This window comes from Thermodesulfobacteriota bacterium, assembly GCA_040755095.1.
Taxonomy (GTDB): domain Bacteria; phylum Desulfobacterota; class Desulfobulbia; order Desulfobulbales; family JBFMBH01; genus JBFMBH01.
Map to the genome: position 1 here is coordinate 1 of JBFMBH010000114.1, position 15717 is coordinate 15717.

A 15717-nucleotide genomic window follows, 5' to 3' on the forward strand; every position below is an offset into this window, starting at 1 on the left:
GGGAGACCCGGACATTGCGCCATGATGCGGGTCCTGGTCACCGGTGCCAGCGGCTTCGTCGGCCGGCATACCGTGGGCCCCTTGCTGGCCCGCGGCTTCACGGTGCACGCCGTGACCGGCTCCGGCCGCATCCTGCCGGAGCCGGGCGTCATCTGGCACCGGGCCGACCTCCTGGCACCGGCCGCGGTCCGGGCCCTGGTGGAGACGGTGCGCCCCAGCCATCTGCTGCACCTGGCCTGGTACGCCAAGCCGGGCCGCTACCTGACCGCGCCGGAGAACCTTTCCTGGGTGGCCGCCAGCCTGGGCCTTTTCCAGGCCTTCGCGGCCAGGGGCGGCGGGCGCATGGTGGTGGCCGGCACCTGCCTGGAATACGCCCGTAGCGACCAGCCCTGCGTGGAGGGCCACACCCCCTGCCAGCCGGAGAGCGTTTACGCCGTGGCCAAGCACGCCCTGGGCCTTCTGGCCGCCGCCTTCTGCCGCCAAGCCGGGGTCAGTCTGGGCTGGGCCCGGCTCTTCCACCTTTTCGGCCCCTTCGAGCCGGAGAACCGCCTAGTCTCCACGGTGGCCCGGGCCCTGGTGCACGGCCAGGCCGCCGCCTGCACCCTGGGCGAGCAGGTCCGCGACTTCAGCCACATCGCCGATGCCGGCGCCGCCCTGGCGGCGCTCCTCGACAGCCGGGTAGAGGGCCCTGTCAATATCGCCTCGGGTCGCCCCACCCGGGTGGCCGACTTGGTCCTGACCCTGGCAGACCTCGGCGGCCGCCGGGACCTCATCCTTCTCGGCGCCCGCCCCACCCCTGCCGATGAGTCTCCCTTCCTGGTCGCCGATGTGGGACGCCTGACCCGAGAGGTGGGATGGACGCCAGCCCGCAGCCTGGAGCAGACCCTGGAAGAAACCCTCGCCTGGTGGCGACAGCTGCGGTAGACGGGTGGACCGGGCTGCCCGAGCCCCCGGCTGGCGCCGGGGCACCAAGCAGATCGGCGAGGGCGGTCTGCACTGCGGTCGGGGGACGTCCGGAGGTTCGGAGCTCGGGGCGCTGAGCTGAGGGCGCGGATCGGAAACAGCCAGGATCGGCTCCAGGTCACGGTGCAGTCGCTCTTTCCAGTCGCTCATCGCGCCCTTGCGGCCCAGCTCGTCGGTGTTCCACCACCGGGCGAGGTCCATCTCGCCGAAACGGGCGACAACAAGGCGCAACCCCAGAGTCTTTCAAGATTCACCGTCATAAGCTCCCAGGCCTCCACTGCCGCGGCGCCCTGTTCCTGCAAGGTTGGGCCCTGAGTCTGCCTGCGACTGCATACTCGGTTCATCTGCAGACCTCAACCCCTGCGGTCTCGCCCCGGAAAAGAAGAAAGCCCGCAATCCTCGGCGGATGGCGGGCTTTCTGGACTGCTCCGGACCTTGCCGGACTGTCATCTGGTGGAGGCGGCGGGAGTTGAACCCGCGTCCGAAAGTACTCCCCTCAGGCGTCTACATGCTTAGTTCCAGGATTGGATTTCGCGCCTTGGGCGCCTCCGGAACCCGGCTCCCGCGGCACTAGCCTGCTTTGGTTTCGCCCCCGGTCCCACAGGCAAGGACCGGAGACTAGCTCGCGCGTCGACGCCCTGATCTGATCCAGCGAGCGGGATCAGGAGGACGGCCCGGCAGTTTTAGGCTGCCAGGGCGTAGTCATAGTCGTTGGCGACTATCATGTTCCACCTGGTTACGGCAAGATGGAGTCCCGGCATGCAACCTGAGCTTCTATACCCCCGTCGAACCCGTTTCGCCCCCCTGTCTGCTTGGTGTTGTTGCCACCGGCGGTGGCCCATCCGGTGCCAGCGGCCTTCTTCTCAGTCCAAAACCTCTCCCAGGACCTCGAGCCACAGCGGTTTCCTTCATCTTCCCCTTCCCTTTGGCTACCGGGAGCGCTTGTAGCCCCGTTCGATCTCCCGGTCACCTTCCTTCTTCTTGAGATCGGCCCGCTTGTCGTACTGCTTCTTGCCCCGGGCCAGGGCCAAGGCTACCTTGGCCTTCCCCTTGTCATTAAAATAGATTTTCAAGGGGATGAGTGCAAGGCCTTTCTCCCGCACCCGGCCGGCCAGCTTGTCGATCTCCCGGCGGTGCATGAGGAGCTTGCGCTCCCGCAAAGGGTCGAGTTGCTCATGGGTGGCGTACTGGTATGGGGTGATGTGGACATTGGCCAGAATGAGCTCTCCGGCCCGGATATGGGCATAGGCGTCCACCAAGTTGGCGCGGCCGGCCCGCAGGGACTTGACCTCCGCCCCCTTGAGCATCACGCCAGCCTCGAGCACCGTTTCAATATGATAGTCGTGGAGCGCCTTCTTGTTCTGGCAGACGATCTTGATGGACACGGTCAAGCTCCCACCCCGCCCTGCCGCCGGATCCGCCCGGCCGCCCCTCGCGGCGAAGAAGCATGAAAAATACCGCAGACCGGAGCCGAAAGCAATTGCCGGGCCAAAGACGCGGCCACGACCGGTGGGCTGGACGGGCGATACGGAAGAATGCCGGCTCAACCGGCTCCGGTCACCCGGATGGCCTCTTCCAGGGTGGTGACGCCGGCAGCGACTTTCTGCCAGGCGTTCTCCCGCAGGCTCCTCGTGCCCTCGGCCGCCGCCTGCCGCCGGACATCCGAGTCCGGGGCCCCGGCGTTGACCAGCTTTTGCACCGCCTCGGACATGGCAAAGATCTCGAAAACGCCGCTGCGGCCAAGATAGCCGGTATTCCGGCACTGCCTGCAGCCGTGGCCCCTCTGCACCGGGATGGGGCCGTTGCCCGGGGCCGGCAGACCAAGAGCCCTGATGGTTTCGGCGTTTTCCGGATAGGTCTCGACGCAGCCGGGGCAGATGGTGCGCACCAGGCGCTGGGCCAGGGCGCCCAGCAGGGTGGAGGAGAGGAGGAAGCGCTGCACACCCAGGTCGACCAGACGGGTGATGGCGGAGATGGCGTCGTTGGTGTGCAGGGTGCTGAAGACGAGGTGACCGGTGAGGGCGGCCTGGATGGCGTAGGTGGCGGTCTCCAGGTCCCGGATCTCGCCGATCATGATGATGTCCGGGTCCTGGCGCAGGATGTTGCGGAGGATGGTGGAGAAGGTGACATCGATGCTGGGCTGGACGGAGATCTGGTTGAACTCCTCGTGCACCATCTCCACCGGATCCTCCACGGTGATGATGTTCTTCTCCGGCGTGGCAATGAGCTTCAGGGTCGAATAGAGGGTGGTGGACTTGCCGCTGCCCGTGGGACCGGTAACCAGGACGATGCCGTGGGGCGCGGCCAGGAACTGGCGGTAGACGCCCAGGTCCCGCTCGGTGAAGCCGATGGACTCCAGGTCCTGGAAAAGGATGTCCGGATCCAGAATCCGCAGGACCACCTTTTCGCCAAAGGCCACCGGCACGGTGGAGACCCGGATCTCCGCCTCCCGGCCCTCGTGGTCGATCTTGATGCGGCCGTCCTGGGGCCGCCTCTTTTCGGCGATGTCCAGGCGGGACAGGGTCTTGATCCGGGAGACGATGGCCGGGTGCACCACCCGGGGCAGGCTGTAGATGGGGTGCAGGAGGCCGTCGATGCGCAGCCGCACCTGGCTGGCATTCCTTTTCGGCTCCACATGGATGTCACTGGCCCGCTGCTCCAGGGCATAGGTGAACAGGTGGTCCACGGCCCGCCGGATGTGCTGGTCGGACGAGGCCAGCTCGGTGGCCGACGAGACCCGGACGTACTGCTCGAGGTTGGCGATATCGACCCCAGGCCCGGTCAGGTGGGTCTCGGCCGCCGAGATGGAGCTCTGGAAGCCGAAGAACTCGGCCAGCATCTGGCGGATCTCGACTCGGGAGCCGAGATGGGGCCGGATGCTCACCTGGTTGACCCGCTCGATCTCCGCCAGGAGGCCGCGGTTGGCCGGGTCATGGATGGCCACCTCCAGGACCCCTTCCCGGACCGCGAACGGAATCAAAAGGTGGCGCAGGGCGAAGGTCTTGGGGATGGATTTGGTCACCACCTCCAGGTCCAGGTCGAGGCGGTCGAGCTTCTTGTAGGGCAGGCCCACATCCTCGGCCACCACCCGCATGATCGCCTCCTCGGTGAGAATCTCTCCCCGGGAGGCCGGGATCTCCAGACCGAAGCCAGCGATGATCTCCACGAGATCACCACTGGCCTCGGGACCGATGGCCATCTCCTGGCCGCGACGGCTGGCCCGGCGGCGCAGGAGATTCTGCCGGCCCTGCTCCTTGCGGCTGCGGATGAGCTGGGCCTGCTCGCTGGAGATCAGACGCCGCCTGAGGAGCAGGCCCACCAGGTAGGCCTCGTCGTCCAGGGAGGGACTGGCCGCCGGCGCCACCGGGGGCCGGCCAGGGGCGGCGCCCTGACTCATGGCACCACCTCCTTCCAGTGGGTGCGGCCGGTGTGGATGTTCTTGATCGGCATGGTGGGCTGGGGGATCTCGATGATGGTGCCGGTGCTGGTCTGGACAAAGGCAGTGCTGCCTTCCTGCTGGCCGACGTGCAGGCTGGGGGTGGTGGCCAGGCCTCGGCTCAGGGTCAGACGATCCAGCACCAGGGGCGGCTGATCGCCGGTCACCGCCGCCTCGCCGAAGACCGGCTCGTACCACGGGGTACCGGTCTGGTAATAGACGCCGTACAGATAGCCCTGCCCCTCCGAGCGGCAGACATCCGAGAACGGCTGGTAGCTGGTGAAGGTGATGAGACCGCCCAGGAGGGTGGCCTGGCCGACGTTGCGCTCCCGGGGCTCGTGAAACTCCTTGTACCAGCCGTCGGTGCCGTAGGTGCTGCCGTCGCTGCAGCCGCTGCCCGTGCCGGCGATGTAGTCGACGAGATCCTCGAAGGTCTGGACGCCGGCGGGCAGGCAGCCGGGGGAGCTGCAGGACAAGGCGGACTCCGATGCCCGGGGGGCCTGGGCGACCTGGATGCGATCGACCTGCAACAGGCCCCGGGAGCCGGCAGCGGAGCCGGAGGCGATCTTTTCCACCGTCTCCCAGGTGAAGGTGCCCACGCACTCGTCGTCATCCTCGGCCCAGGTCTGGGGCTCCTTGATACCGTAGAAGGCCTCCTGGGCATTGGAGCTGGCGTACGACTTGTCATTGGGGTGCAGGAAACGGCCGGTGCCGAAATAGACCCAGTAGCTCCTGCCATCCCAGCCAGCGGCCGGGGTGGCGGTCACCGGCCGGCCCAGATCGATCACCGGCTTGGGATTCGTGCCCAGCAAGCCGGCCCAGTCGTCGGGCTCGGTCAGAGCCTGGTCGCCGTCCACGATCCGGCGGGTGACCAGCCGGTAGAGCTTGCCGCCCCAGCCGGCGAAGCTGCCGGACACGGTGCCGAAATAGACCGCATCGGCCATGTAGTTGCTGTCCAGGTCAAAATCGACGGTGATGAGATCCGAGATGAAGGAGCCGCTGTCCGGCAGCAGGAAGCTGCCTCCGGGGCTCAAGGCCGTGGGCTGGCTGGCCGGGATGCGGAAGGCTCGCCGGCTCGCCCCCACCAGCCACTCCAGGGGCAGGACCCCGAGGCGCGCCTGCTGGCTGCTGGTGCCGTCCAGGGCCGTGGGACCAGAGCCCAGGGTCAGATACCATTTGGTGGTCGTCCCCTGCTTCATGGGGATCATGGTGGGGATGGAGATGGTGTAGCCCAGGTTGGCGTAGCCGGCGGTGTTGGGCACCGTATACTCCGCCAGCAGCTGGGGCGGCTTTTCCGGGTTCGTCACATCCAGGATGAAGTACGCCGAGGTGAAGGTCCGGTTGTCTGCCGGGTAGTCGGGGCCCGGCACCCCATCGAGGTCCAGGGTGGAGGGTACAACCGGCGTGCCGCCGAAGCGCATGCCAGCCACCAGGATGGTGCCCCAGCCGCCGGGATGGTCGCTGTCGTCGGCAAAGATCTGGACGTCGAAGAGGCGTGGCCGCAGGTCGACATAGTATTTGTGGTCGTAGCTGGAATCGGTCAGGCACTTGAGGTGGGGCAGAAGATTGTAGGGCACATAGGCCCACAGCTCGGCGCCCAGCTCCGGGGAGGAGGCCGGCACGCCCCCCTCGTCGTTGCAGGCGGCGGCCCGGCAGAAGCGGTTGTTGTCCGCATCGTAGAAGCCGCCGTTCACCGCGTGCAGCATGCCGTCATTGCCGCCGAAATAGATGACGTGCCGCCGCCGGTTGTAATGATCGGCGAAGTTGGCATAGGTGGAATCCCGGTACAGGTAGTGGTACGCCTCCTGGGGCCGGGAAACGGCGATGGGCGTGGAGTGGATGACATCCCCCAGCCGCCAGGTGACCTGGGTGGCGGTGCCGTCGAGATCGAAATCCGCCTCGATGCGCCGGCCGCGCATGCCTGCCTGGTCGAGGCCCCGCACCCACTGGACAATGGCGTTGACCTCGGCGGAGGTCTGGACCCCGAAATCCAGGGGAATGGGGCCGCGACCGCCGGAAACGGCCAGGGAGGCGTCCAGCCAGTCGCGGCTCACGAATTCCAGCGTCTCGTTGCTGTCCACCACGCCGTCGTTGTCCAGGTCCTCCCAGGTGAAGATGTAGCGCTGCGGCGCCAGGGGTGAAAACTGGAACTCGCCGTTCAGGGCCACCGGGCGGTTGCTGCCGATGTTGGCGTCGTTGATGCTGGCCAGCCAGTCGACCGCGGACCACAGATAATGGACCTGCTCCATGGTGATGCCGCCGCCGTCGCAGCCGCCGCTGGCATTGAGGCCGCCCAGGCAGGCCAGGCTCAGGCCCTGATTCTCATCGAAATAGAAGGCCACCTGCTGATCACCGCCATCCAGCCCCCGGTTGCCGTTGGTGTCCTCATAGAGGTTGCCCTGGGCATCCACCAGAAGGGCATGCACCTCGCCCACCCATTTCACCCGGGTGCCGGTGGCATCCACCCGGTTGGGCCAGAAGATGGCCTGGTACAGGGCACCCTCGCCACCCCGGGAGGCGGAGATGACCGAGGCGGCGGAGCCGGCGGCAGCCGCGGTGCGGATCGACTCGAAGGCCGCCCGCAGACTGGCCTCCAGGGTCGCCGGATTCTCGCCATGGTAGAGGGTGGTGCCGCCGTTGGCTGCCACTTCCTCCAGCATGGCCGACGGATCGCATTCACCCGACAGGCCGGTACGGTTGGTGCCGGTGGCCACCGCGTAGGTGGTGATCATCCGCTTCTTGTCCGGTGCCCAGGGCTCCACCGGATAGATGTCAGTGCCGTGCTTGCCGTACCAGACCAGGTCGTCAAAAAGGGTGCTGCCGGACAGGGAATCACAGCCCGCGGTGGAGTCGCCATCCCCGTCCGCGCCGCCCAGGGTGTTGTAGAAGGCGGTCACCTGGGCGTTGAGGTCCATGGTCGAGGCGCCCTCGCTGATGACGAGGATGTTGTTGTCCTGGCACCAGGCCTGGACCGGATCGATGCCGGCGGTCCAGTCGCTGGCGTTGATCCTCTTGCCGGTATCCTGGGTGAAATAGCCCAGGGCGTTGTACATGGCCTCGGCGAGCGGTGTCCAGGTTTTGGCCTTGACCGCGTTGATGCTGGCCACCAGGGTCGTGGTATGGGCAGAGCCCTGGTCGATGGCCGTGGCCACCCGGCCGCCGTCCAGGAGGGTGGGGCTGCTGCAGTCATAACGGGTGTTGCCGTCGCCGCTGGTGCAGCCGAAGTCGTTGAAGACCATCACCCCCATGCGGATGGAGCTGGCGAACTCCTGGATGAGACCGGAAGGGGTGCTGGTCGCCAGGATCTGGCCCTTCAGCACGTGCATGGGATCATCCATCTGGGCCAGGACTCCGGAGTCGATGAGCACGGCCGGGATGTTCCACAGCTCGCCCTCGACGGCGAGCTGGTCGGAGGGATCCACCGCCGTCGGCACCTCGAGATAGCCGCAGTAGTCCTGGAGGGCCTGCTCCACGCAGGCATCCGACTCCCAGGAGCCGGGCACCGCCACCGACCAAGTCTTGCATTCACCAGCCTTGGAGCCCGAGGTATACCAGGAGGTGCAGACCGCCGGCGTGCCTGGCAGCCAGCACCGGCCCACGTAGCCCTGGCGCAGGGCCGGATTCGTATTGTAGATGCCATAGCACGGATAGGCCTGATCGGTGACCTGGATGTTCTGCGGCTCAAGACCGTTGTCGTAGACGCTCTGGCAGGCATTCTCCATGCTTTGCACCGTGCCAGCACCGGGGGGCCAGATGCCGTGCTTGGTCATGTACCAGCAGTTGTGGATCGAGTGGTTGAAGGCCGCGTTGGAGGCACCCAGGAGGGTATTGGGACTGCCGCCGTCATAGCCCATGCAGTCGTCGATCGCCTGCTTGATCTGGCCCTGGCTGGGGTTCTCCGAGGCAAAGAGGTCGATGGCCAGCTGGCAGGCGGAGTTATCGAAGCCATTCTCGGTGATCTGATAGAATTCGATCCGGGTGGTGTCGTCGCTCGCCCCCGCCTTCTCGGCGGCCTCAGGCGGCCGCACCGCCAGGCTCAGGTAGAAGGTCCCGCCCCCGGTCTTGGTCACGGCGGTCTTCTTGACGTAGCGCTTGTCGAGGCAGCCCCGGGATTCCAGGACCAGAAGCGGCGCCCCCGGCACCGAGGTGTCGTACTTGCCGCCGGTCAGGATCTCCTTTTCGATGTCCACCTTGGAGGCCGACACCCAGTTGAGGAAATTGCCGGTGGCGGCAAAGGCGATGACATCCGGATAGTCATACTCGGCCACCGAGGCGCAGACGGAGCCGGCGGTATACTGAGAAACCGTGAAGCCGGGGGCCGCGGCGCTGGCACAGGTGCTGGCAGCCAGGGCCGCGGTGGTGGGCTCGAAGCGGTTGTCGGCAAAATCGTAGAGGTACCAGACGTCGGTGGTGAAATACCCGGCATAGGTGCTGCCGCTCTGGTAGCTCTCGACGCCCTCGGCGTCCGGCCCGTCGAAACAGGTACCCTGGGCTCCCACGTAGGCCATGTCCATCATGGAGGCGGAGTTGTCGAAGAGGATGAGCAGGTTCGGATCCACCCCCTCGGCCAGAAACGGCGGCTGCTCGTCCGGGCCGCCGCAGGCGGCAAAGACCCAGCCTGGCCCAGCCAGCACCAGAACGATGGACAGCAGAACGAAACGAGCCGAGAGCACTGGCTGGATGGCGGGGCGCATGATCATGCCTCCATGGGGCAAGGGGGGCGGCCGGCCCTGCGACCGCCCCTGAAGCGTCAACAACGGCGAGTATCGTGCTGCACGGTCTTCATTCTCAGGAAGCCGACTGCACCGCTGGCCTCAATCGATCTCCCGCCAGGAGGTCCGGCCGGTCTTGATGCTGGTGATGGTGTCCGCCTCCTCCCGGAGGATGGTGCCGGTGGAGACCTGGGTGAAGACGGCCAGCCCGTCCTCGGTGCCCACGTGCAGGGCTGGCGAGGTGGGGTCGCCGTGCACCGGCGGCAGGGTCTTGATGGCCACCTGGCCGTCGCCGGCAGGGACCGTGCCGAAGATGTTGGGCGACGGGTAGGCGGTGCCGGTTTTGTAATAGAGACCGTAAAGCTGGCCAAAGCCTTCCGGTGTGCAGGTGTCGGCGCTGGGCTGGTAGACGGAGGTGAAAAGCACCGAGCCCAGAAGGGCCGGTTGGGTCAGAATCCGGGTGGCCGGCGCGCCGCCGGCGATCACGGCCGGCAGGGCATACGACCAGCCCAGATAGCGACTGTCCATGGCCTCGGTCAGCTCGGCAAAGGAATCCACGCCGGCCGGCCCCCCGGCCACCCCGCCAGCGGTGTTGACCTCGATGCCGGTGACATCCAGCAGATCGCCCAGCGCCACTTGGCTGGCCGCTCCGTGGGTGCCCGGCTCATCGGCCCGGTACTGTTCCTTGACGCCCAGCAGATACTGTTGGGTGGTGCTGAGCTTGTCGGCGTTGGCCAGCAGTCGGCCGGTGCCGAAGAAGAGCCAGCGGTTGCCCAGATCGTCCACCCCCGGGGTGGCCAGGGCCGAGACCGGCCGGTCCAGATCGACGAAGCGCACCGGCGCTGTCCAATTGGCGGGATTGGGGGCCTCGTCCACCGCCAGACGCATCAGGCCGCCGGTGTCGGCGTCGGCATCCCCCACCAGGCCGAAGTAGATGGCGTCGGCCTTGTAGGAAAGACCCCAGTCCACGACCATGGGGTTGCCGGCGAAGCTGTTGCCTGCCCCGGTGTCGCAGCTGATGAGGTCAATGGCGCCGCTCGCGGCAACGGTGCAGCCGGCCGGAGCCTGGGTGCTGCCGCCCGGGTTGGCCAGCTCCGCCAGATCGAGGACATAGAGCTTGGCCGTGCCGCTGCTGGTGCCCAGGCTCAACGAGGTGGGCCCGGAGCCCAGAGCCAGGAACCAGGCGTTCGGGTCCTGGGCCGCCTGCTTGTCCTTGACCGCCAAGGCTGCCGGGTAGACCACGGTGTAGCTGGCATCCGGAAGCTGGATCTCGGCCAGCAGCCGGGGCTCGGCCTCGGGATTGGTGATGTCGAAGATGACATAGCTGGAGGACAGGGTCCGGTCGTCCGGACCACCGGTCAGGCCGTTGCCGCTGGTGTCGACGGTGGCCACGGTGCCGCCCATCCGCATGCCCGCCACCAGCACCGTGCCCCAGCCGTTGGGATGGTCCTGGTCCTGGGCAAAGATCTTGGCATCGAAGACCCGGGGCTTGTGATCCATATAATAGACGTGGCTGTAGTCCGGGTCCTTGAGCCACTTGAGCTGCGGCAAGAGACTCTGGGGCACGTAGGCCCAGAGCTCGGCCCCCAGGGGATGGGCGGTGGCGGCAGAGCCATCCGGCCGGAGCCCTGCGGTGGTGAATCGCTGCTGGCCGGCGTCGTAGAAGCCGCCGTTGAAGGCATGCAGCATGCCATCATTGCCGCCGACGTAGACCACATGCCGCCGGTTGGCGTACTGGAACCGGAAGGTGGTGTACGAGCTGTCCCGGTAGATCAGGTCGAAGGACTCCCGGGGCGAGCTCACCAGGGTGGGCGTGGAGTTGACGATGTCGCCCAGACGCATGACCTCGGTCTGCCCGTCGCCATCGTAGTCCACGGTGCGGTTCCGCAGGCCGGCAGTCTCCTTGCCCCGGATATAGTCCACCAGGGCCTCCGCCTCGGCCTCGCTGGCCACGTCCAGAAAGCCGAAGTTGCCGCCGGTGATCTGGGCCGCGGTGAAATCCTGGAGCTCCCCGGTGTCCACGGCGCCGTCCCCGTCGCTGTCCATCCAGGTCTTGATGAAGCGGCCGCCGCTGGCCGGCAGGCTGTACGAACGTTGGGTGGCCAGGTTCACCGCCGGGTTGAAGTACAGCTGCTCCCGGGCGTTCCACAAGGACTGGAGATCGGAAAGCTCCACCACCACAGAGCCTTCCGGGGCAAAGCGTGATTCCTGACTGCTGCTCCAACGCCTGACCCGGGTCTGGCTGACCTCCTCGTCGAAGAAGAGATCCACCACCGGGTCCTCCAGGTAGCTGCCCAGTTTGGCGTCGCCGTTGTCCTCCCGCAGCAGCCCCCGGCGGTCAAGCCAGAGGGCGTGCAGGGTGCCAATCCAGGTGGCGCGGTTGCCGGCAGCATCCTGGCGGGACGGCTCATAGTAGGCCTGGTAGAGAGCGCCCTCGCCGCGGATGTTGTTGGCCACCACCGCCGCCGCGGTCCCGGAGGAGGCGCGCTGGATGATGTTCAAGAGCACCCGGTTGAGGGATTCTTCCAGACGGGTTGGGTTGGTGGCATAGAAATAGTAGTCCGGAATGCCGTCCGGCACCGGCTGGCCGTTCTGGTTGACCCGGTCCCATTCGCTGTCCAGGTCCGGCAGATCGTTGCCGTTCGAGTCCCGGAAGCCGCCCCATTTGGCGGCATACCACAGGGGGTCCCGCAAGAGGCCCGCGGAGGAAGACCCCAGGGAGTAAAGGGCCGTGGAGGCGACATCGCCGGGGTTGCAGGCTCCGTAGCCGCTGGTCCGGCAGTTGCATCCACCGGCACAGTCGGCACCGGCCGTGATGTTGGCCGGGTCGTTGTAGACATAGCCGTTGATCCCGGAATGCACGTGGAAACCGTCCTGGGTGGTGCCATCGATGATATAGCCGAAGCCCATGACGTAGGGCGTCGAGACCGCATGCACCTCGGTGGTGATGGCGATGGTGTTGGCGGTGCTGTCAATGACATAGTCGATGGTGCCCCACATGTCCTGGTCGTAATCACCGCCCTGCTCGCTGTCCTCCCAGTTGATGTAGAGCTTGCCGCTGCCGACCCCGGCACCGTTGTTGATCACTTGGCTGGCGATCTTGAAGTCCACCACCGCACAGTTGCCGTCCGGATTGAGAGAGGTGTTGCGGCAGGCGGGCAGCAACGTGACCGCGGCCTGACCGGTCACCGGATGGGGAATGACCATCTTGGGCACGCTGGCAAAGGTCACCGCGTAAGTGTCCACGGTCTGCTCCCCGTCCAGGGGCCGCTGGCCTTCCAGGGCCTCGGAGCGGATGTCCTCGGTGTGGGCGTAGTACGCGAGACCAGCAACGCGGAAGGAGCCCTGCAGGCGGGGCGATTCCGGGCACAAGCCGCCAGCCTCGCCCAGGCTGCTTACGGTCTTGCCTGTGCACAGCTGGTCGTCGGCATCGCCCTGGCTGTCCACATCCACCTCGCCGACAAAGTAGCTGCCGCCATGGACGCCCTCGCCGGCGCCCACCACGTCGGTCATGGCCGAAGCGGTCTTGGCGCCGGGCAGGACATCGTTGTCCCAGATGTCCTTGACCCCGTCGGAGGTACCGTCCAGCTCGTCGGCATCGTACGAGGCAACGCTGGAGTTGAAATTGACGATGCTCATGCCGGCGCAGGCATTGGCCTCACTCAGGGGATCCTGCCAGGGCAGCGGGGTGGGCAGACCAGGAATGCCGGTGGAGAGATTGGATCGGAAGGTGCCGCTCACCCCGGCGCCGGACAGGTAGCGCACGCTCTGCAGGAAGATTTCGGAGAAGGGATTGCCCCAGTTCTCGCACTTGCCGGTCTGGGTCACGGTGGCCGGGTTGGACAAACCCCAGGAGCAGTTGTCGCCGCTGCCGGTGTTGTTGTAAGTGCCGTCCCCGTGGTAGTAGCCCTTCAAGCGGAAAAGGCTCCAGGCGTTGATCAGGCCAAAGGCGTCGTTGTACGGGTGACCGATGGGTCCGCCCGCGGTGGCCGCCACATGGGTGAAGGTGCCGCTGCCCTCGACGTCGATCTCGTCCGCCATGGAGCCGATGTTGCGTACCACCTCGCCGCCACTGGCGTGCTTCTTGTATGTGCCGGCCATCATGCCGAAGAAGAGGTGGTCCTCGTCGCCGTAAACCTGCAGGAGGCCAACTGGCTTGGTACTGCCGCCGGGATAGCCCTTGCACCGCTCCTCACCAACCAGGCCGGACACGCAGACCTGCACCCGGGCCACGTAGCTCTTCTGCCCGATCCCCTGGCTGTAGGCCGGGGAGCTGCTCTTGGCGTTGAGTCCGGAGACGGCGGGGTCGTTGCCGTTGCTGGCGCTGTGATTGTCCTGGGAAGCACCGCTGGCCCAGGTGCACTGCCAGCGCTCGTTGGCGGCCCACAGGGCGTAGTTGCCTTTGACCACCTTGACGAGTGGTGGGGCGGTGACGTCCTGGGAATAGGGGGAACCGCTGACGTCCGTGGTGTTGCACAGGGTGATCCCGCGGTCGCTGGCACTCGTGCAGCCGCCCGGGTTGCCCAGGTCGCACGGGTAGTCGGTGCCGCGGACAAAGGGGGTCAGGGACTGGAGATCGGCGCCTTCGTAATGCTTGGCCCAGCTGTGGGCGTCGTGGGGCAGATAGACCCGCTCCAGAACCGTCTCCGTCGCGGTATCCACCCGGCGGTGACCACCGAAGAGGATCTTGCGGATGGTGTCGATGCGGGCCATGGTGGCCCAGTTCAAGAAGTTGCCGCTCCAGTAGCTGTCATTGGCACCTGTGCAATATTTGTCGGTAGTGATGGCCGCTGGCTCGAAACGCTGATCCCCGGCATCGTAGCTGTAGCACTTGTGGCTGTCGAAATAGCCATAGTAATCGATGCTGTGATCATAGGTGGTTTCGGTCACCCCGTCCTCATCAAGATCGGTGAAGTCGTTATACGCCCGGTAGAACAGCTGGTGATCCTTCGACGCACCGATCATTACCAGAGGCGTCGCCGACTCCACGATGTTCATGGGGTAGGAGGTCACCTGATCCATGGTGCGGCTGCTGACCGTGCCCCGGGCAGGACCCGCCGCCAGCACCAGGGCCAGTGCTACCAGACCGGCGAGCAGCCGCCCCTGCCGGCGGCACGGCACCCTACTCTCGAAACATGGGAAGGCCTGATCCGATCCCGGACATGTTGACTTCATGGCAGTGCTCCAAGAGGTTGGTGGCTCCCCGGCTTCCGAAGTGGCTGGCAACCGCCCCGCGGTCGCTGTCCGAAGAATCCGGCGGCTGCCCCGCCGGGGACACTCGTCCCGGTGCCTGTTCGGCATCCGCCCGCCCCTGGCGGTGCCCGAAAGGAGCCGAGGTCCCGCTCGTTGGCCTCTTGTTGTCCCGCGCTAGTAGTTGCATTCCCCTTCCATGCCGACCACATGGCGCCAGCCGATGACGATCTCGGCCTCGGAGCTGCCGACGCCGACATACTGGGCCCAGATGTCGTAGACCAGATGCACGCCGCCGCCGGCGGCGCCCTTGCCCTTGCCCTCATAGCCGGCGGCCATCTGGATGGAGCTGCCCTGGGTGATCACCGTCCGGCCGCTCACGGTGAGGTTGGTGTGGGGCTGCTCCGGCCCGTAGTCGGCCGGGAAATACAGATGGCGGTTGCCGACAAAGGTGCCGTCCCCCCGCACCGAATCGGCCGGAGGATCGCCGGGGGCAAAATCAACCTCGTTAGCCCAGAAATCGAGATCGGTGATCCGGATGTTGTTGATGGTCGCCACCAGGCCCTCGTCGGCATCATCCAGGGTGGCAGTGAAGCCGGACGGGCAGGCGATGTTCTGCTCCAAGATCTCGCCGCCCACCGCGGTGCCGCCGTCGGCGGCGTAGAACGCCGAGCGCGCCTGCCGCTCGTTGCCAGCAATCTTGATGTCGGTGGTGCTGGTGCGGCTAAGCGAGAAGACAACCACGGTGATCAGGATGAGGATGAGGAGGGCAACGTTGATCACCGATCCCCGCTGGCTGCGGAACAACCCTTGCCAGGACGACATCACATCACCTCAGCCCGATAGGTGGTGAAGCTGATCCGGCGGGCCTCGCCCTTCACCGACCAGGTGACGAAGACCCGGATCGTCTTCATGTTGGGCACCGGCGCGCTGTCCGCCACGTTCCAAAGCACGGTGTAGGTGCCATTACGGCCCACCCCGGGCTCGACGCCATCGGCCGTCACGCCGGTGTCGTCGGCGAGACCAGCAGTGCCGTCCGCGTCGTCATCGTCCAGGCGGGCGGCCGGGTCGTCCAGCGGGTCGTACGGCGCCATCAACAGCTCCTCCAGCTTGCCGGCCGCCAGCTCGTTGGCCTCGGACAGGTCGGCGGAGAAGGCCGCCCCCCGGATGGCGGAGGTGAGAAGGCCCGCCACCCCCAGCATGCCCAGGGTGAAGACGGCAGCGCCGAACATCACCTCCAGGATGGAAAAGCCGTGCTCGCTGGCCAGCCTCTTCACGACGGAAAGCCTCTAGGAGCCTGTCGGACTTGAAGGATTCAAAAATGATTGCGAATGAGAAGTGTTATTATGCATCACAGCCATCTGCCGGCCTTTTTGCCTCACCCTCGGAAAGTGCACTTGCGTGGCTGCGTTAGCC

At 66.3% G+C, this 15717-nt stretch carries 7 protein-coding genes and 1 other RNA gene; 1 reads left to right on the forward strand and 7 read right to left on the reverse strand.

The window, feature by feature from the left end; genetic code table 11:
* A partial coding sequence (locus AB1634_14985) for an NAD(P)-dependent oxidoreductase (GenBank protein MEW6220820.1) occupies positions 1 to 924 on the forward strand: 924 nt, incomplete at its 5' end.
* Positions 925 to 1414: 490 nt separating this feature from the next.
* On the opposite strand, the gene ssrA is transcribed toward AB1634_14985, so the two are convergent.
* The 7 genes from ssrA to AB1634_15020 form a co-directional block, all read right to left on the reverse strand.
* Positions 1415 to 1767, reverse strand: a transfer-messenger RNA (tmRNA) gene (ssrA, locus tag AB1634_14990).
* A gap of 125 nt (positions 1768 to 1892) precedes the next feature.
* Complete coding sequence (gene smpB / locus AB1634_14995) at positions 1893 to 2348, reverse strand: SsrA-binding protein SmpB (protein MEW6220821.1); 456 nt, start codon at positions 2346 to 2348, stop codon at positions 1893 to 1895.
* A gap of 158 nt (positions 2349 to 2506) precedes the next feature.
* Positions 2507 to 4360 (reverse strand): GspE/PulE family protein, encoded by a 1854-nt coding sequence (locus AB1634_15000; GenBank protein ID MEW6220822.1) that lies wholly within the window; start codon positions 4358 to 4360, stop codon positions 2507 to 2509.
* Entirely contained in the window at positions 4357 to 9093 is a 4737-nt protein-coding gene (locus tag AB1634_15005; GenBank protein ID MEW6220823.1) for a PilC/PilY family type IV pilus protein, read from the reverse strand. Before AB1634_15005 ends, AB1634_15000 begins: the two co-directional genes overlap by 4 nt.
* A gap of 120 nt (positions 9094 to 9213) precedes the next feature.
* Positions 9214 to 14232 (reverse strand): hypothetical protein, encoded by a 5019-nt coding sequence (locus tag AB1634_15010; protein ID MEW6220824.1) that lies wholly within the window; start codon positions 14230 to 14232, stop codon positions 9214 to 9216.
* A gap of 246 nt (positions 14233 to 14478) precedes the next feature.
* Positions 14479 to 15126 carry a pilus assembly PilX N-terminal domain-containing protein gene (locus tag AB1634_15015; GenBank protein MEW6220825.1) on the reverse strand — a complete coding sequence of 216 codons (648 nt, stop codon included), beginning with the start codon at positions 15124 to 15126 and terminating at the stop codon, positions 14479 to 14481.
* A complete protein-coding gene (locus tag AB1634_15020; GenBank protein MEW6220826.1) occupies positions 15126 to 15578 on the reverse strand; it encodes a hypothetical protein in 453 nt (150 codons plus the stop codon). The genes AB1634_15015 and AB1634_15020 overlap by 1 nt, the downstream gene beginning before the upstream one ends.
* Positions 15579 to 15717 lie beyond the last annotated feature (139 nt).

What these genes read in the sequence shown, in the direction of transcription:
- AB1634_15000 (MEW6220822.1), bottom strand. Translation starts at nt 4,360, where the DNA reads ATGAGTCAGGGCGCCGCCCCTGGCCGGCCCCCGGTGGCGCCGGCGGCC.
- AB1634_15005 (MEW6220823.1), bottom strand. Translation starts at nt 9,093, where the DNA reads ATGCGCCCCGCCATCCAGCCAGTGCTCTCGGCTCGTTTCGTTCTGCTG.
- AB1634_15015 (MEW6220825.1), bottom strand. Translation starts at nt 15,126, where the DNA reads ATGTCGTCCTGGCAAGGGTTGTTCCGCAGCCAGCGGGGATCGGTGATC.